A 17,983-nucleotide genomic window follows, 5' to 3' on the forward strand; every position below is an offset into this window, starting at 1 on the left:
ACAACTTGCCCGTCATTTCGATCACCCGTTCATCCGGCCTCACGGCCGCGGTCTGCGGGATGCCGTGGGCGCGGCTACACCACGCCGAGGAAATAGTACGCCGCTACCACCACCAGCACCGCCAGGGTCTTGATCACGGTGATCGCGAAGATGTCCCTGTAGGACTGCCGGTGGGTCAGTCCGGTGACCGCCAGCAGGGTGATCACGGCGCCGTTGTGCGGCAGCGTGTCCATGCCGCCGGAGGCCATCGCGGCGACCCGGTGCAGCACTTCCATCGGGATGCCGGCCGCATTCGCGTTGGCGATGAAGGTCTCGGCCATCGCGCCCAGGGCGATGCTCATGCCGCCGGAGGCCGAGCCGGTGATGCCGGCCAGCGCGGTGACGGTGACCGCCTCGTTGAGCAGCGGGTTCGGGATCGTGTGCAGCGCATCGGCGACCAGCTTGAAGCCGGGCAGGGCGGCGATCACCGCACCGAAGCCGTATTCCGAAGCGGTATTCATCGAGGCCAGCAGCGCGCCGCCGACCGCCGCCTGGCTGCCGGCAGCGAGATGCGTGGTCACCGCACGCCATGCAAACACCAGCACGCACAGGATGCCGACCAGCAGCGCGCCTTCGACTGCCCAGATCGCGGCGACCTTCGATACCTCCTGCACGACGGGTTTAGCACTGCCGACCACGCTGGGCAGGAACGATTGCGTTTCGCCGTAGAGGCGCGGGATCAGGTCGGTGAACAGCTTGTTGCACGCGCCGACCAGCACCAGCGGCAACAGCGCGATCAGCGGATGGGCCAGCTTGCCGCCCTCGAACGGGGCCGGTTCGTTGACCAGGTTGTCGCCGTAGCCTTCGCCCGCCGCGGCGGCCTTGCGCCGGCGCCAGTCCAGATAGCCCAGGCCTGCGATCAGGATGAACACCGCGCCGATCACGCCCAGCCACGGCGCCGCCCAGGTGTTGGTGCCGAAGAACGATGTGGGGATGATGTTCTGGATCTGCGGCGTGCCGGGCAGCGAATCCATGGTGAAGGTGAACGCGCCCAGCGCGATGGTGCCGGGGATCAGCCGCTTCGGAATGTCGGACTGGCGAAAGAGTTCGGCGGCAAACGGGTACACCGCGAATACCACCACGAACAGCGACACGCCGCCGTAGGTCAGCAGCGCGCAGACCAGCACGATCGACAGGATCGCCCGGCTGCGCCCGACCAGGCCGATGGTGGCCGCCACGATCGCCTTGGAAAAACCCGACAGCTCGATCAGCTTGCCGAACACCGCGCCCAGCATGAACACCGGGAAGTACAGCTTGAGGAAGCCGACCATCTTGTCCATGAACAGGCCGGTGAACATCGGCGCCACCAGCGACGGTTCGGTCAGCAGCACCGCGCCCAGCGCGGCGATCGGCGCGAACAGGATGACGCTGTAGCCGCGATAGGCCGCGAACATCAGGAAGCACAGCGCGGCCAGCACGATCAGAAAAGCCATCCGTGAATCTCCTTGAGATGAGCCCGGCCCGCGGCAACGGCCAGGACCATGGCCCCGGAGTATCCGCAGCGCTGATCCGGGGCGGCACTGTACGAAGGTACAAGTGCCCGTCCTTCGACGGATGCCTAAGCTCGCTTCATCAGCATCCATCATCGATGGCGGCGTCCACTGTCGGTCACACCACAGGAAAGGGGAAACCATGAAGCGCACGTATCTGAGTCTGGCGATCGGCCTGGCCACCGGGCTGCTGTCCGCGGCGCCGTTGTATGCGCAGCAAGTTGCCGATACCGGCGGCGAACCGGCAAAGACCACTAGCGTCAAGCAGCTCGATCAGATCACGGTGACCGCGCGCAAGCGCGAAGAAACCCTGCAGGACGTGCCGATCGCGGTCAGCGCCTTCACCGCGCAGGCGCTGGAAAAGCAGAACGTGCAGAACCTTTCCGACCTGCAGGGCAAGGTGCCCTCGCTGCAGATCTACGCCGCGCGCGGCTCCAACACCACGCTCACCGCCTACATCCGCGGCGTCGGCCAGGCCGATCCGACCTGGGGCTTCGACCCGGGCGTGGGCATCTACCTCGACGACGTCTACCTGGCCCGCCCGCAGGGCGCGGTGCTGGACGTGTTCGACGTCAGCCGCATCGAGGTGCTGCGTGGTCCGCAGGGCACGCTGTACGGCAAGAACACCATCGGCGGCGCGATCAAGTACGTTTCCAACCCGTTGCCGGTGAAGACCGAGGGCTCGGTGGAGGCGACCGTCGGCACCCACGGCGAAAAGGACGTCAAGGCCAGCCTCGGTGGCGCCAGTGCCGACCAGATGTGGCGCGGCCGCATCGCCTACGCCAGCGGCCACAACGACGGCTTCGGCAAGAACATCCTCAGCGGCAGCCGCAACGGCAACAAGAACACCAATGCGGCGCGCGCGACGGTCGGTTTCTTCCCCTCGGAACAGTTCAACATGCAGCTGTCGGTCGATGGCGTGCGTGACAACTCCAACCCGCGCGGCGCCAAGATGCTGACGGTGAACAAGCTCGATCCGGGCTACCAGCCGCTCTCCAGCGACTTCGACACCCGCAGCGGCTTCGCCCAGCTCAACCACACCACCCTCTACGGCAGCGCGCTGACGATGAACTGGATCGCCAGCCCGAACTGGTCGCTGAAATCCGTGACCGCCGTGCGTGGCTCCTCGACCGACACCAACATCGACTTCGACACGCTGCCGGAGAAGATCGCGGACGTGAACGCGGTCTATACCGACCACCAGTTCAGCCAGGAATTCCAGGCCAACTACGACGCCGGCGGCACCGTGCATGGCGTGTTTGGCGCCTACTACTTCGACGGCCACGCCGACGGGCACATCCACAACATCTTCCTCGGTTCGCCGCCGTACTCCACGCTGGGCCTGTCGCAGTACGGCGGCACCGGCGGGCGCATGGGCACCAAGAGCTGGGCCGGCTACGGCGACTTCACCTGGGACTTGAGTCCGGCCTGGAGCCTGGACGTGGGCTTGCGCTACACCCACGAGACCAAGACCGCGCTGATCCAGAACTACGGTTATTCGGACGACACCTTCACCACGCCGATCAGCACGCTGGCCGACTTCAGCGGCTCGCACGCGACCAGCAACATCTCGCCCAAGGTCTCGCTGGACTGGAGCGTGAGCGACCAGGTCAAGCTCTACGCCAGCTACTCCGAGGGCTTCCACTCCGGCGGCTACAACATCCGCGCCAACTGCGTGGCGGTACCCAGTTCGTGCCGTCCGATCGACGACGAGAAGGTGCAGTCGTTCGAGCTGGGCAGCAAGATGACCTTCTTCGATGGCGCGCTGATGATGAACACGGCCGCCTTCCACAACGTCTACTCGAACATCCAGCTGTCGGTGTTCAGCTCCTACACGCTGCCCAACGGCAGCCAGGGCTTCTTCGGCGATTTCACCAACGCCGGCAAGGGCCACATCGACGGCCTGGAGGAGGAGTTTGCCTGGAAGCCGGCCGAGAACTGGACGCTGAGCGGCAACGTCGCCTGGCTGCACACGAAGTACACCGAATACATGACCGGCGGCGTCAACGTCGCCGACAAGCAGAAGTTCACCAATGCGCCGAAGTGGTCCGGCGGGCTGTCGCTGGAGAACACCACGCCACTGTCCGACGGCGGCAGCATCTCGGCGCGGGTGAACTACACCTACCAGTCCATGGTGTATCCGGAAACCACGCTGTCGCCGCTGATCGCCCAGCCCGCGTACGGTCTGTGGAATGCCGGCGTCATCTGGCAGGTCAACCAGCCCTGGTCGCTCAGTCTGCAGGGTACCAACCTGGCCAACAAGTCCTACCGCACCACCGGCTACAACGTCGGCGCGCTGGGCATCTACACGGGCTTCTATGGCGCTCCGCGGATGGTTACGCTGAGCGCTAAGTACCGGTTCTGACGGCGTTGTTTCTCCCACCCCGCGCGAGCGCCGGTGCGCTCCCGCGGGTGTTTTTCCGCCCGTGCAGGCATGTGGTGGATGGATGCCGCCACGCTTCCGGTTTCACGGGATGGATGTCGGTCCGCCAACGGAGAAAATGCATGCGCAACCTCACCGGCCTGTTGACTTTGCTGCTGGTCGCGTCGCTGGCTCACGCGGCCGATGCGCCGCCACTGCCTGCGCTGAAAATCGACCCTGCGCGCACCGCCGTGATCGGCCTTTCCTCCGGCGCGTACATGGCCGGGCAGATGCAGATGGCCTACCCGGAGCTGTTCCCGAACGCGACGCTGGTCGCCGGCGGTCCGTACGGTTGCGCCGGCGGCAAGCTGGACGTGGCGCTGGGCAGTTGCATGAAGGGCACACCTGCACCGGACGTTGCCGCGCTGGTGGCCAGCGCCGGCAAGCGATCCGCCGTGGGTGACATCGGTGCGTTGAAGGATCTGGCGCATGCCCGCGTCTACCTGTTGCACGGCAGGGACGATGCCCTGGTCGCACCGGCCGTGGCGGAAGCCGGTGCCCATTTCTATGAGCAGTTGCGCGCCGGCACGCCCGGTCTCAAGGGCATGCAGGTGCATGACGATGGCCAGCGCGCGTTTGCGCACAATCTGCCGGTGGTGGCCACCGGCGACGACTGCGACAAATCGGTTACGCCGTATCTCGGCCACTGCGGCTTCGACGCCGCCGGCGAAATCTTCGCGCAGATGTTCGGCAAGCCGGCGCATGCGGCGAGCGCAGCGAAGGGTGAATTGCGCACCTTCGACCAGGACGCGCTGCGCCCCGACGGGGCCGATGCGTTCATGGCCGAGACCGGCTACGTCTATCTGCCGCCGGATTGTCTTGCCGGCAAGCCTTGCGGCGTGGTGGTGGCGTTCCACGGCTGCAAGCAGAACGCCGCTGCGGTCGGCACGGCCTTCGTCGAGGGTGCGGGCTTCAACCGCTGGGCCGACGTCTACGACGTGGCGGTGCTATATCCTCAGACCCGCGCAAGTTTCGCGCCCTTGAATCCGCAAGCATGCTGGGACTGGTGGGGATACTCCGGAGCCGACTACGACACACGCCACGGCGTGCAGTTGCGCTGGCTGGTGAACGCGGTACGCGCGCTGGGCTTGCCCGCCGGCCATTGATGGCCCCGCATGTCGATGGCCTCGACGTTACTGTAGGAGCGCACCCTGTGCGTGATGCTCTTGCTTTATTCGAAGCCAGAAGCTTCAGAGCGAAGAGCTTTCGTCCTCCTTCGGAGGGCGAGTTACTTTCTCTTGAGTGGCCAAGAGAAAGTAACCAAAGAGAAGGCCACCCCGCTTCCGCGCTTTCCGGGCGTCCTGCCCGGAAAGTCCGCGAGCCGGGGCCGGGCTTTTCGAACGGACATCCTGTCCGTGCGAAAAGGAGCCGACATCCCTGTCGGCTCCCGCTACGCGGCCTGTCGGCCCCGACTCGCCGCTTCAGAGGGGCCCCGGGTAGAGCGACGCGCATCCTGCGCGTACTTTTCAGAAGAGCCGGATCAAAAGCAGATCAACGGCAGGGCAACGCCTTGCTCCGGCTGCCGCTCTGCTTTGTTTCTGAGCTTCATCACCGAGTGCGGGCCAGGATGGCCCGCTGCTCTACCCGGGGCCCCTGTGCGGCGGTGAGACGGGGCCGACAGGCCGCGCAGCGGGCGTTGCCAGGGATGGCAACGCCTTTTCGCGCGGGCAGGAGCCCGCTCGAAAAGCCCGGTCACGGCTCACGGACTTGTTGGGCAGGATGCCCAACAAGCGCCAAGCGGGGTGGCCTTTCTCTTTGGTTATCTTTCTCTTTGGCCACGCAAAGAGAAAGTAACTCGCCCTCCGAAGGAGGACGAAAGCTCTTCGCTTTGAAGCACCAAAGTGCGACGCCGGCATCGCGACTGAAGTCGTTCGTACAGTTGTTCGTGCAGGCGCGCGCCACATGCTGAGCGCTACTGTCATCGCCATCGCCGCGCTGTGCTGGCTCGGCCTGCTGTTCGGCGTGGCGCTGCTCGGCGAGCGCCGCCCGCACATTTTCGAGAAGCGCTGGGCGATCGTGTACGCGCTGTCGCTGGCGATCCACTGCACCTCGTGGACGTTCTACGGCACGGTGACCCAGGCCAGCCGTTCGGGCTGGTGGCTGCCGCCGACGTTTGTCGGGGCGATCCTGATGTACCTGTTCGCGCTGAAATTCCTCGGCCGGCTGGTGCAACTGGTGCGGGAGTACAACGCCGGTTCGCTGGCCGACCTGATCGCGGTGCGGCTGGGGCGGCATTCCGGGCTGGCGGCGCTGGTCACCGCGGTAGTGGTGATCGGCATCGTGCCGTACATCGCGCTGCAGCTGAAGGCGGTGGCGATGAGCTACGGCATCCTCAGCCACGGCCAGCTGGCTGAATCCGACCCGTGGCAGGACAGCGCACTGTACGTGGCGTTGCTGATGGCGCTGTTCGCGATGCTGTTCGGCACGCGGCGCGCGTCGACGATGGCGCACAACCGCGGGCTGGTGCTGGCGATGGCGTTCGAGTCGCTGTTCAAGCTCGGTGCCATGCTGGCGCTGGGCACGTTGCTGTTCGCCACCTTGCCGACAGGCTTGCCGAGCTACATTCCGCCGCCGCCGGACAGCGGCGGTTTCCCGGCGCTGATCCTGCTCGGCGCGCTGGCGATGTTCACCATGCCGCACCAGTTCTACGCGGGCATCGTGGAGTGCCGCGACGATGGCCAGCTGCGTACCGCGCGCTGGCTGTTCCCGCTGTACCTGCTGCTGATCTCGCTGCCGATCCTGCCGCTGGCGCGGTTGGGCGACGCGTGGCTGGGAGCGAGCGGGGTGTCGTCGGACATGTACGTGCTGGCGTTGCCGCTGGCGCGCGGCGAGCATGGCCTGGCGCTGATCGCGTTTCTCGGCGGCCTGAGCGCGGCCACCAGCATGGTGGTGATCGCCACGCTGGCGTTGAGCCTGATGGTGGTCAACCACTTCATCGCGCCGTTGCGCGTGCGCGCCGGCTGGGGCCGCGACGAGCACGGCGACTTGCGCGGCGAACTGCTGAACCACCGGCGCGTGGCGATCCTGGTGCTGATCCTGCTGGCATGGGCGTACAGCCGCCTGCTGGCGCGCAACGAGGCGCTGGCCGACATCGGCGCGATTTCGTTCTCCGCGCTGGCCGGGCTGACGCCGGCGATCCTGGCGGCGATGTATCGGCCGCAACTGGGCCCGCGGGCGGTGATGGCCGGGCTCGCTGCCGGCACCGCGGTGTGGATGTATGCGGTGTTGCCGGCGCTGCTGCCGTCGGCGCCGGCATGGTTGCATGCCGGACCGTTCGGCCTGCATTGGCTGGCACCGGACGGCCTGCTCGGGCTGGGCAACTGGAACCGGCTGGGCCGCGCCGTGGCGGTCAGCCTGCTGGTCAATACCGTGGTGATGCTGGCGGTGGCCGGTTCGCGTTTCGGCAGGGCGGCGCGCGCGGTCAGCGTGGGCGATGTCGGCCTGGTCGAACTGCGCGCGCTGGCGATGCGCTTCCTGCCGTCGGAGCGGGTCGATCACCTGTTCGCCAGCGCGCCCGCTGCAGGGCCTGCCGGCAGTGCGCGCGTGGCCGAGGTCGAGCACGAACTGGCCGCGGTGATCGGCGCCGCCTCGGCGCGACTGCTGCTGGAAGTGGTGCATCGGCAGGGTCGCGACGACCTGGACACCGTGGTGGCGATCGTCGGCGAGGCGGCGCAGGACCTGCGCTTCAACCAGCGCGTGCTGGAAGCGGCGCTGGAGAACATGAGCCAGGGCATCTGCGTGGTCGACGCCGAATTGCGCCTGGTCGCCTGGAACACGCCGTACGCGCGGCTGTTCGACTATCCTCCCGAACTGCTGCAGGTAGGCCGCCCGGTGGCCGAACTGACCCGCCACAACATTGACGCTGGCATGCTCGGTCCCGGCGAAGTGGATGCGCGCGTGCAGCGCCGGCTGGCGCACATGCGGGCCGGCACGCGGCATCTGTCCGAGCGGCGCTTTCCCGGCGGCGGCATCGTCGAAATTCGCGGCAACCCGATGCCCGGCGGCGGTTTCGTCGCCACCTTCACCGACGTCACCGCCTTCCGCCAGGCCGAGGCGGCGCTGAAGCGCGTCAACGAGACACTCGAACTGCGCGTGGAGGAGCGCACCCGCGAACTGGCCGCCGCCTCGGCCGAGGCGCAGGCGGCGAACGCGTCGAAGAGCCGCTTCCTCGCCGCAGTCACCCACGACCTGATGCAACCGCTGCATGCAGCGCAGCTGTTCGCCCACTCGCTCACCGAGCGCGGCGGCGATGCCGCCACGGCGCAGCACCTCAACGGCGCGCTGGCCGCCACCGAAGGCCTGCTTACGGGCCTGCTCGACGTGGCCCGGCTCGAAGGCGGCCGCTTGCATCCGCAGCCGCGCGCGTTCGCGCTGGCCGAGGTGCTCGATCCACTGGCCGCCGAATTCCGTGCCATCGCGGTGGATCGCGGCGTGCGGCTGGACGCAGTCGGCACGCGCGCCTGGGTACGCTCCGATCCCCAACTGTTGCGCCGGGTGCTGCAGAACTTCCTCTCCAACGCGCTGCGCTACGCCGAGGGCGGCCGCGTGCTGCTTGGTGTGCGCCGGCGCGGCGCGCAGTTGCGCATCGAGGTGTGGGACACCGGTCCGGGCATCGCGCCGGAGGAACAGCAGCTGATCTTCCAGGAGTTCCGCCGCGGCAGCGCTGCGGGCGGGCAGGGGCTGGGGCTGGGGCTGTCGATCGCGCAGCGGATGGCCGACCTGCTCGGCCATCCGCTGGGGCTGCAGTCATGGCCCGGCCGCGGCAGCGTGTTTTGCATCGACCTGCCGCTGGCACGCGCGGCCATCCGGTTGCCGCCGATCGCCGACACACCGCGCGCGCTGCCGGTCGGCCGTGCGCTGGTGCTGGACAACGAACCTGCCGCGCTGGCCGCGCTCGGCAGCCTGCTGACCAGTTGGGGCTGGCAAGTGCACGCGGCGCGCAACCCCGCGCAGGCACTGGCGGCACCGTGGCGGCCGGACCTGCACATCCTCGATTTCCACCTCGATGGCGGGCAGACCGGGCTGGAGGTGTGGCAGCGGTTGAACCGGCGCCACGCCGACGTGCCGACCGTGATGCTGACGGCGGACCGTGACGGCGAGCTGCGCCAGCGCCTGCTGGAAGCGGGAATCGGCGTTCTGTACAAGCCGTTGAAGCCACTGGCGCTGCGCCAGGTGCTGCAGCGGGTGGCGGCCGGCGTGACGCACTCGTAGCGTGTTGATGAAGGACGGGGTCTGCGGTCGATGGAGCTGCCTACAGTGCCCGCGCCGGCTCGCCCAGCTCCAGCGACTTCAGCAGCATCCCGGCCTGCGTGCGGTTCCTCACCCGCAGCTTCTCGAAGATCGCCGTGACATGCGCCTTCACGGTGCGTTCCTGGATGCCCAGCCGGTCGGCGATCTGCTTGTTGAGCAGCCCCTCGGCGAGCAGGGCGAGTACGCGGGACTGCTGCTCGGTGAGACGGGCCAGGCGGCCGGCGAGGTCGGCATCGGCCGGATCGGCGGGCAGGGCCGCGACGGCCTCGGCCAGATCGGGCGGCAGCCAGTTGCCGCAGTCGAGCACGCTGCGGATCGCCGCGCCGATCTCGGCCGGGCTGGCGCTCTTGGGGATGAAGCCGGCGGCGCCATGGTCGAGCACGCGGCGCACGATGCGTGGTTCGTCGTGGGCGGACACCACCAGCACCGCCACGCCGGGGTGCTGGCCGCGCAGGGCGGCCAGCCCGGACAGGCCACGGCTGCCGGGCATGTGCAGATCGAGCAGGACCAGGTCGATATCCGGCTCGGCGGCCAGTGCGGCCAGCACGCCGGACAGGTCGGCGGCTTCCTGCACGCGGCAACCATCGAGGTTCTCGCTTGCCGCCAGCCGCAGTGCGGCACGGAACAGCGGGTGGTCGTCGGCAATCAGCAGGTTCGTCATGGGGTTCAAGTTAGCGGGACGTGCCGGCCGCGTCGAGTTTGTCACACGGACTTTCGTACGATGGCGGCGGTCGCCGGGCTTGTTATGGTGACTGCATGAAGAAATATTCCCGCATTTCGCCGCTGCTGTTCTTGTCTGCGCTGGCATCCGTCATGCTGTCGGCTTGCGCCAGCCACGGAACGAGGAAGGAATCCGCCATGCGTGAAGTCGATGACAGCCAGGTGCGGGTGACCGAACATCGCAGCCACGACGATCTGTTGAGCGCGGGCCTGGGCCTGGCCGGGCTGGCCGGGTTGCCCACGGCATTCATCGATCCATTGCAGCCAACGGCGGAAGAATTGCGTCGCCGGGCGATCCAGACCAGTTGGAAAGGCATCGCCGATCTCGGCCCGTTGGGCGGTTACGGCAGTGTCTACGGCGGCGTGCCCGACGTGCCGGGGCGCGAATACCAGGCGTTCGCGCGGATTCCCGGCGCCCGTTCGCCGCATCGCGTGCTGCTGCAGCTGCCGGACAATTTCGACCGGCACAAACGCTGCCTGGTGGTCACTGCTTCATCCGGTTCGCGCGGCATCTACGGTGCGATTGCGCTGGCCGGCGCCTGGGGCCTGCCGCATGGTTGCGCGGTGGCGTACACCGACAAGGGCACCGGCGCGGGCTACTTCGATTACGCCGACGACAGCGGCGTGGCGCTGGACGGCCGTCGCGCGAAACGCGGCGAGGCCGAACTGGAGTTCCAGCCGCCGCCGGCCGCACGCACTGCCGGCATCGCGATCAAGCACGTGCATTCGGGCGACAACCCGGAAGGCGACTGGGGCCGCCACGTGATCCAGGCGGCGCAGTTCGGCCTGGCCATGCTCGATCGCGCGTTCCCCGCCGAGGCGCCGTTCACGCCGCAGAACACGAAGATCATCGCCACCGGCATCTCCAACGGCGGTGGCGCCGTGCTGCAGGCGGCGGGACTGGACCAGGAACATTTTTTCGCCGGCGTGGTGGCGCTGGAACCGAACGTGCACGTGCAGGACCGCGGCCGCGCGCTGTACGACTACGCCACCGAGGCGGCGATCTGGCTGCCGTGCGCACTGAGCGCGGAGGATTTTGCCGCGGTGCCGCTGGCGCGCGGGCCGCGCGGCGTGACGTTGCCGGCATGGCCGATCCGCTGCGCCAGCCTGCGCGCGCAGGGCAAGCTCGGCGGCAACACCGTGATGGCGCAGGCGGAACAGGCGCGACAGTACCTGCGTGCACGCGGCTGGACCGACGAGGCGATGCAGACGGCGGCCAGCACGACCGCCTTCGACCTGTGGCGGGTGATTGCCGCGGGCTACGCCTCGGCCTACCTGCGCCGCGGTGCCACGGATATGCCGTGTGGCTTTCATTACGCAGCGATCGGGGCAGGCGGGCTGCCGGGCGTGGCCGATCCGGTGGCGCGGGCCAGCTGGTGGGCGGACGGCGCGGGCATCCCGCCGGGCAACGGCATCGGCCTGTTTGGTGGGGTGAGTGTCTCGGCCGATCCCACCCTGATCGGCAGCGAATGCCTGCGCGCACTGTGGACCGGCGACGGCCATGAGGCGCAGGCGTTGCATGCCTCGGTCGCGGCTACCGCAGCGAAGTTGCCGCGCAGCGATCTTCCGCTGTGGGTACTGCACGGCGCCAGCGACGGCCTGCTGCCCACCGCGTTCACTTCCGAGCCGTACGTGGCATGGCTGCGCGACGAAGGACGCCGCCCGATCTACTGGAAGGTGCCGCACGCGCAGCACTTCGACGCGTTCCTGGCCTTGCCCGGCTTCGGCGAGCAGCACGTGCCGCTGCTGCCTTACGGCTACGCGGCGCTGGACCGATTGTGGGCGCATCTGTACGAGGGGGCGGCGTGGCCGGACGACTTGCCGACGCCGGCAGCGAGACCGCGTGGCAACGGTGCTCTGACACGCAGCACGCTGGGTCTGCCGTAGCCGGATGTGGTGGCCCGGGTCGACGGTTTTGCCAGCGCCAGCGGCAGCGCTGGGTTATTCTTGGCAACCTCGTGCCCGTGCCGTCGCGCGGTGCAGCTTTCGAACCCAAGGATTTGCGATGACCATCAACGTCACCTTCACCACCAACCGCGGCCCGATCCACCTGCGCCTGCATGAAGACAAGGCGCCGGTCACGGTCGCCAGCTTCGTCAACCTGGCCCGCCGCGGCTATTACGACGGCTTGTCGTTCCATCGCGTGATCGCCGACTTCATGGTCCAGGGCGGTTGCCCCGAGGGCAGCGGTCGCGGCGGTCCCGGCTACAAGTTCGAGGACGAGTTCAATGCCTCGCTGCGCCACGACAAGCCGGGCGTGCTGTCGATGGCGAACGCCGGTCCGCGCACCAACGGCAGCCAGTTCTTCATCACCCACGGTCCGACGCCGTGGCTGGACGGCAAGCACAGCGTGTTCGGCGAGGTGGTCGACGCGGCCGACATGGACGTGGTCAACACGATCCGGCAGGGCGACACGATCGAGAAGGTCACCGTCGAGGGCGACGTCGACGCGTTGCTGGCGGCGCAGGCCGAGCGCGTGGCGGAGTGGAATGCGGTGCTCGACCGGCGCGGCTGAGTTTTTGTCACGGATGTGCAGGAAGCCGCCGGTTCCAGCCGGCGGTTTCTTTTTGTGCGCAAACGTCATGACAAATACGGTTTCGCGTGCCTATGATCGGCTGGCTATGCATCCATTCACTTGAAGAGGGAGAACGACCATGTCATTTCTCGACAGTTTGCTCGGAGGACAGGGGCAACAGGCCGGCGGTACGGCTTCACTGGTCGGCGTGGCCGGCCAGTTGCTGCAGCAGGCCGGCGGGGTGCAGGGCCTGGCCAGCATGTTGCAGCAGCATGGGCTGGGCGATGCCGTGCAGTCGTGGATCGGCACCGGCGCCAACCAGCCGGTGTCCGGCGAGCAGCTTGGCCAGGCGCTGCAGAGCGGTGGCATGAGCTCGGTGGTGCAGGAAGCTGCCGGCAAACTCGGCGTTGATCCCAGTGTGGTGCTCAATGGTTTGTCGCAGTTGCTGCCGCATGCGGTCGATCACCTGACGCCGGACGGCCAGGCTCCGGCTGCCGGCCAGCAGGGCGGTGGTTTTGACCTCGGCATGCTTGAAGGCCTCGCCGGCAAGCTGCTCGGCAGCAAGGCCTGAAGCGGCTGGCCTGAAACCGGAGTGGTTCGCCAAAGAAAAAAACGGCGGGATGACTCCCGCCGTTTTTCTTTTTGCGCAGCCAACCGGGGCGGACGCTTGCGCCCCGTTCGCCGATGAAGCTCAGTGCATCACGAAGTGCACGACCAGCAGCAGGATGACGGCGCCCACGATCGACATCAGGAAGCCGGCGGTATGGAACTTGGAGTCGGGCGGCGGCGCGCTGATCATCCTGCCGATCAGGCCACCGATGACCGAACCCACGATGCCGACGATGGCCGTCAGCCAGAAGCCGAGGTGGATGTCGGCATGGAAGATGTGAACGAGGAGAAACTTGCCGATCAGACCGACGAAGAAGCCGACGATGATGGACCATATAAGGTGGAGCATGGACATCTACCTCCCGGGTTGTTGTTGATTCGACCAATTCCACCAGCGACCGTGTGCACGATGGTGCGGCGGCGTCCGCATCATGCATGGAGTTGCCCGAATTGCACCATAGGCGCCTGATCCCGCACGATTTTGCGGATCGCTGGATGGCGCAGTGCCGCATGCTAAAATTCCCCGGTTTGCAGACCTCATCCACTGACGTCGAGGAACCCATGCCCCAGCTCGCCCAGCGCGTCGGTCGCGCCAAACCCAGCGCGATCATGGTGATTGCCGAGAAGGCGAAGCAGCTCAAGGCTGCCGGCCGCGACATCATCAGCTTCTCCATCGGCGTACCGAATTTCCTGCCGGGCGAGCACGTGTACGCCGCCGCGCGCGAGTCGCTGTCGCACGATTCCGGCCAGTACGGCAGCAACCGCGGCGCCGACGCATTGCTGGATGCGTTCCTGAAGCACATCGAGGCGCTGGGTTTCACTGGCTATACGCGGATGAACCTGTCGATCGGCATCGGTGCCAAGCAGGTGCTGTACAACCTGGCCGAGGCGCTGTTGAACGAAGGCGACGAGATCTGCTTCGCCGCACCCTACTGGACCAGTTACCGCGACATCGCCGATATCGTGGGCGCGAAGATCAACGTGATGCATTGCGGGCCGGAGCAGAACTACAAGCTCACCCCGGCACAGCTCGACGCCGCCCTGGCGCGCAAGCCGAAGGTCTTCCTGTTCAACAACCCGTCAAACCCCACCGGCATGGTCTACACCGACACGGAAATCGCCGCGCTGGCCGAGGTGCTGGTGAAGCACCCGGACACCTGGGTGATCACCGACGACATCTACAACGCGATGGTGTTCGACGGCATCGGCTACCACAACTTCGTGTTCGCCAGGCCCGAATTGCGCGAGCGAGTGGTCTTCGTCGACTCGGTCTCCAAGACCTACGGCATGCCGGGTTGGCGCGTGGGCCTGCTGGCCGGGCCGGAGTCGGTGGCCAAGGCGATCACCACGCTCAACTCCAACCACATCACCAGCCTGCCGGAAGTGATCACTGCGGCAGCCGTGGCGGCACTGAGCGGCCCGCAGGACGTTCCGCAAGCCAAGTGCAAGGAGTTCGCCGGCCGGCGCGACACAGTGTTCGCCGCACTCGGCGCCATTCCCGGCGTGGTCTGCCCGCAGCCGCAGGGTGCGTTCTATGCGTTCCCGGATATTTCGGTGGCGTTCGGCAAGCGCCACAACGGCGTCGCGATCAGCAACGATGTGGAGTTCTGCGCCGCACTGCTGGAAGCCAAGGGCGTGGCCTGCGTGCCCGGTTCCGCCTTTGGTGAACCGCGCGCGATGCGCATTTCGTACACCTGCCCGATCGCACAGTTGCAGTCGGGCTTGCAACGCATCCAGCAGTTCTTCGCCGAACTGACCTGAAAAACATGGATCGGGAGTCGGGCATGGGAAATCACCCCATGCGGCTCTTCCGATTCCACCTTCCCGATTCGCCCTTCACGGAGATCAGATGATGAAAGCCCCCGTTCGAGTTGCCGTCACCGGCGCCGCTGGCCAGATCGGCTATGCCTTGCTGTTCCGCATCGCTGCCGGCGACATGCTTGGCCCCGACCAGCCGGTGATCCTGCACCTGCTGGAAATCACCCCCGCGCTGCCGTCGCTGCAGGGTGTGGTGATGGAATTGAACGATTGCGCGTTCCCGACCCTGGCCGGCGTGGTCGCCACCGATGACGCGAACGTGGCGTTCAAGGATGTCGACTACGCGCTGCTGGTCGGTGCCCGCCCGCGCGGCCCTGGCATGGAGCGCAAGGACCTGCTGGAGGCGAACGGCGCGATCTTCGGTCCGCAGGGCAAGGCGCTGAACGCGCATGCCAAGCGCGACGTGCGGGTGCTGGTAGTGGGTAACCCGGCCAACACCAATGCGCTGATCGCCCAGCAGAACGCCCCGGACCTGGACCCGAAGTGCTTCACCGCGATGGTCCGCCTGGACCACAACCGTGCCAAGGCGCAGCTGGCCGAGAAGACCGGCAAGCACAACACCGACGTGAAGAAGATGACGATCTGGGGCAACCACAGCTCCACCCAGTATCCGGACCTGTCGCAGACCACCGTCGACGGCAAGCCGGCGCTAAGCCTGGTCGACCAGGCCTGGTACGAGAGCGACTTCATCCCCACCGTGCAGCAGCGCGGCGCGGCGATCATCAAGGCGCGCGGTGCCTCGTCCGCGGCCTCCGCCGCTTCGGCCGCGATCGACCACATGCGCAGCTGGGCACTGGGCACGGCCGAGGGTGACTGGGTTTCGATGGGCATCCCGTCCGACGGCTCGTATGGCATCAAGCCGGGCGTGATCTACGGCTACCCGGTCACTGTGAAGAACGGCAAGTATGAAATCGTGCAGGGCTTGGCAGTCAGCGATTTCTCGCGTACCCGCATGGACGCCACCGACAAGGAACTGCGCGAGGAGCGCGCCGGCGTCGAGCACCTGTTCGCGAAATAAGCGAGCTTGCAGGTTCATCGCAGACGAAGGAGGGCGGCCATGGGCCGCCCTCCTGGTTTCTGCCTGGGTTGCTCCTGGTCGCCGGCGACTACGACCATCGTCGCGATGATGCAGCCGCCGGGCTGGTCTAGGCTTGCGGCAACCAAGCTCCGGAGGCCGCCCATGCGTTACGAGGATTTTTACCGGCAGTCGATCGACCAGCCGGAGCAGTTCTGGGCCGAGCAGGCGCGGCTGATCCACTGGGATACGCCGCCGCGACAGATCCTTGACCAGTCGAATCCGCCGTTCCGGCGCTGGTTCGTCGGCGGCACCACCAACCTCTGCTACAACGCGATCGACCGGCACCTGGCCGAGCGGCCGGAACAGCTGGCGCTGGTGGCGGTCTCCAGCGAAACCGGGATCACCCGCGAGTTCACCTACCGTCAGCTGTATCGCGAGGTGAACACGTTTGCCGCGGTGCTGCAGTCGCTGGGCGTGGGCAAGGGCGACCGCGTGGTGATCTACCTGCCGAACATCGCCGAGGCGGTGTTCGCGATGCTGGCCTGCGCGCGCATCGGCGCGATCCATTCGGTGGTGTTCGGTGGTTTTGCCGCACACAACCTGGCGCTGCGCATCGACGACGCGCAGCCGAAGCTGCTGGTCTGCGCCGACGCCGGCATGCGCGCGGGCAAGGTGATTCCGTACAAGCCGCTGGTCGACGCGGCGCTCGACGAGGCCTCGGCGCCGCCGCCGCACGTGCTGATCGTCGATCGCAAGCTGGACCCGCAGATGACCCGGGTGGCCGGGCGCGACCTCGACTACGCCGAGCTGCACGCGCACTACGAGGATGCCGAGGTGCCGGTGGTGTGGCTGGAATCGAACGAGCCGAGCTACCTGCTGTACACCTCCGGCACCACCGGCAAGCCGAAGGGCGTGCAGCGCGACGTGGGCGGCTACGCGGTGGCGATGGCGCTGTCGATCCGCACCGTGTTCGACATCGCGCCGGGGCAGGTGATGTTCGCCACCTCGGACGTGGGCTGGGCGGTGGGGCATTCCTACAACGTCTACGGTCCGCTGATCGGCGGCGCCACCTCGCTGCTGTACGAGGGCCTTCCGACGAGACCGGATGCCGGCATCTGGTGGCAGCTGTGCGAGCGCTACAACGTGCGCACCATGTTCTCCTCGCCGACCGCAATCCGCGTGCTGAAGAAGCAGGACGAGAGCTGGCTGAAGAAGTACGACCTGTCGAAGCTGAAGTGGCTGTTCCTCGCCGGCGAGCCGCTGGACGAGCCGACCGCGCAGTGGATCACCGACGCGCTCGGCGTGCCGGTGATCGACAACTACTGGCAGACCGAGACCGGCTGGCCGGCGATCACCCTGATGCCGGGGCTGGAGCTGAAGACGGTGAAATTCGGCTCGCCCGGCCTGCCGGCGCCGGGCTACCGGATGAAGGTGATCGACGAGAATACCGGCAAGGAAGTGCCGGCCGGCAGCAAGGGTGTGCTGGTGTTCCAGCTGCCGTTGCCGCCGGGCTGCCTGACCACCGTGTGGCGCGACGACGACCGCTACGTGCACAGTTACTTCAGCCACTTCAAGGAGCTGTTGTACAGCTCGCTGGACTGGGCGGTTCGCGACGAGGACGGCTACACCTTCGTGCTCGGCCGCACCGACGACGTGATCAACGTGGCCGGGCACCGCCTGGGCACGCGCGAGATCGAGGAGTCGGTGGCCAGCCATCCGGCGGTGGCCGAGGCGGCGGTGATCGGCGTGAAGGACGAATTGAAAGGGCAGGTGCCGATCGTGTTCGCCACGCTGAAGCAGGATGCCGGCGACGGCGCCCATGCAGTGGCGCAGGCGATGCAGCAGCGCGTGGTCGACCAGCTCGGCGGCGTGGCGAAACCGTCACGCGTGTATGTGGTGAATGCCTTGCCGAAAACGCGATCCGGCAAGCTGCTGCGCCGCTCGCTGCAGGCGCTGGCGGAGCAGCGCGACCCGGGGGATTTGTCCACGCTGGACGACCCGGGCGCGCTCGACGATATCCGTCGTGCGCTGGAACGTGGACCCGACCAGGGTTGATGACGCAGGCGGGCACTGCCCGCCGGTTTGCTTTGTGCCGTGATTGG

12 protein-coding genes are annotated in these 17,983 nt (G+C 67.2%); 9 read left to right on the forward strand and 3 right to left on the reverse strand.

The window, feature by feature from the left end:
• Window positions 1-74: 74 nt before the first annotated feature.
• Window positions 75-1,472, reverse strand: a complete 1,398-nt coding sequence (locus tag IMW82_RS02095) for a GntP family permease (RefSeq protein WP_211003757.1) — start codon at window positions 1,470-1,472, stop codon at window positions 75-77.
• Window positions 1,473-1,671: 199 nt separating this feature from the next.
• On the opposite strand from IMW82_RS02095, the gene IMW82_RS02100 reads away from it, so the two are divergent.
• From IMW82_RS02100 to IMW82_RS02110, 3 genes are all read left to right on the forward strand, one after another.
• Window positions 1,672-3,894, forward strand: coding sequence for a TonB-dependent receptor (locus IMW82_RS02100; protein WP_211003758.1), 2,223 nt, complete (start codon window positions 1,672-1,674; stop codon window positions 3,892-3,894).
• 140 nt (window positions 3,895-4,034) lie between these two features.
• The gene (locus IMW82_RS02105; protein ID WP_211003759.1) at window positions 4,035-5,057 is read left to right on the forward strand and encodes a PHB depolymerase family esterase; all 1,023 of its coding nucleotides are present in this window, start codon (window positions 4,035-4,037) and stop codon (window positions 5,055-5,057) included.
• A gap of 796 nt (window positions 5,058-5,853) precedes the next feature.
• Window positions 5,854-9,162, forward strand: a complete 3,309-nt coding sequence (locus IMW82_RS02110; protein ID WP_211003760.1) for a PAS-domain containing protein — start codon at window positions 5,854-5,856, stop codon at window positions 9,160-9,162.
• Between the two features lie 40 nt (window positions 9,163-9,202).
• On the opposite strand, the gene IMW82_RS02115 is transcribed toward IMW82_RS02110, so the two are convergent.
• Window positions 9,203-9,862 (reverse strand): response regulator transcription factor, encoded by a 660-nt coding sequence (locus IMW82_RS02115; protein WP_108472351.1) that lies wholly within the window; start codon window positions 9,860-9,862, stop codon window positions 9,203-9,205.
• Window positions 9,863-10,059: 197 nt separating this feature from the next.
• Between IMW82_RS02115 and IMW82_RS02120 the strand changes: the two genes are divergently transcribed.
• The 3 genes from IMW82_RS02120 to IMW82_RS02130 all read left to right on the forward strand — a co-directional run bounded on the left by IMW82_RS02120 (window position 10,060) and on the right by IMW82_RS02130 (window position 13,007).
• Window positions 10,060-11,808: a D-(-)-3-hydroxybutyrate oligomer hydrolase gene (locus IMW82_RS02120; RefSeq protein ID WP_234411366.1), complete on the forward strand. Its 1,749-nt coding sequence runs from the start codon at window positions 10,060-10,062 to the stop codon at window positions 11,806-11,808.
• 118 nt (window positions 11,809-11,926) lie between these two features.
• Complete coding sequence (locus tag IMW82_RS02125) at window positions 11,927-12,436, forward strand: peptidylprolyl isomerase (RefSeq protein WP_108472350.1); 510 nt, start codon at window positions 11,927-11,929, stop codon at window positions 12,434-12,436.
• Window positions 12,437-12,575: 139 nt separating this feature from the next.
• Window positions 12,576-13,007: a YidB family protein gene (locus tag IMW82_RS02130; protein WP_108472349.1), complete on the forward strand. Its 432-nt coding sequence runs from the start codon at window positions 12,576-12,578 to the stop codon at window positions 13,005-13,007.
• 120 nt (window positions 13,008-13,127) lie between these two features.
• Here IMW82_RS02130 and IMW82_RS02135 read toward each other — a convergent pair whose 3' ends face one another.
• On the reverse strand, window positions 13,128-13,400 hold the full coding sequence (locus IMW82_RS02135; RefSeq protein WP_244754137.1) for a GlsB/YeaQ/YmgE family stress response membrane protein: 273 nt from the start codon (window positions 13,398-13,400) through the stop codon (window positions 13,128-13,130).
• Window positions 13,401-13,606: 206 nt separating this feature from the next.
• Here IMW82_RS02135 and IMW82_RS02140 point away from each other — a divergent pair, with 206 nt between their 5' ends.
• The 3 genes from IMW82_RS02140 (at window position 13,607) to prpE (ending at window position 17,936) form a co-directional block, all read left to right on the forward strand.
• Window positions 13,607-14,806 (forward strand): pyridoxal phosphate-dependent aminotransferase, encoded by a 1,200-nt coding sequence (locus IMW82_RS02140; protein ID WP_108472348.1) that lies wholly within the window; start codon window positions 13,607-13,609, stop codon window positions 14,804-14,806.
• A gap of 91 nt (window positions 14,807-14,897) precedes the next feature.
• Window positions 14,898-15,881, forward strand: coding sequence for a malate dehydrogenase (locus IMW82_RS02145; protein ID WP_108472359.1), 984 nt, complete (start codon window positions 14,898-14,900; stop codon window positions 15,879-15,881).
• Window positions 15,882-16,043: 162 nt separating this feature from the next.
• Window positions 16,044-17,936: a propionate--CoA ligase gene (gene prpE / locus IMW82_RS02150; protein ID WP_108472347.1), complete on the forward strand. Its 1,893-nt coding sequence runs from the start codon at window positions 16,044-16,046 to the stop codon at window positions 17,934-17,936.
• Window positions 17,937-17,983 lie beyond the last annotated feature (47 nt).

Source organism: Rhodanobacter sp. B2A1Ga4 (assembly GCF_018101315.1).
GTDB classification, from domain to species: Bacteria; Pseudomonadota; Gammaproteobacteria; order Xanthomonadales; family Rhodanobacteraceae; genus Rhodanobacter; species Rhodanobacter thiooxydans_A.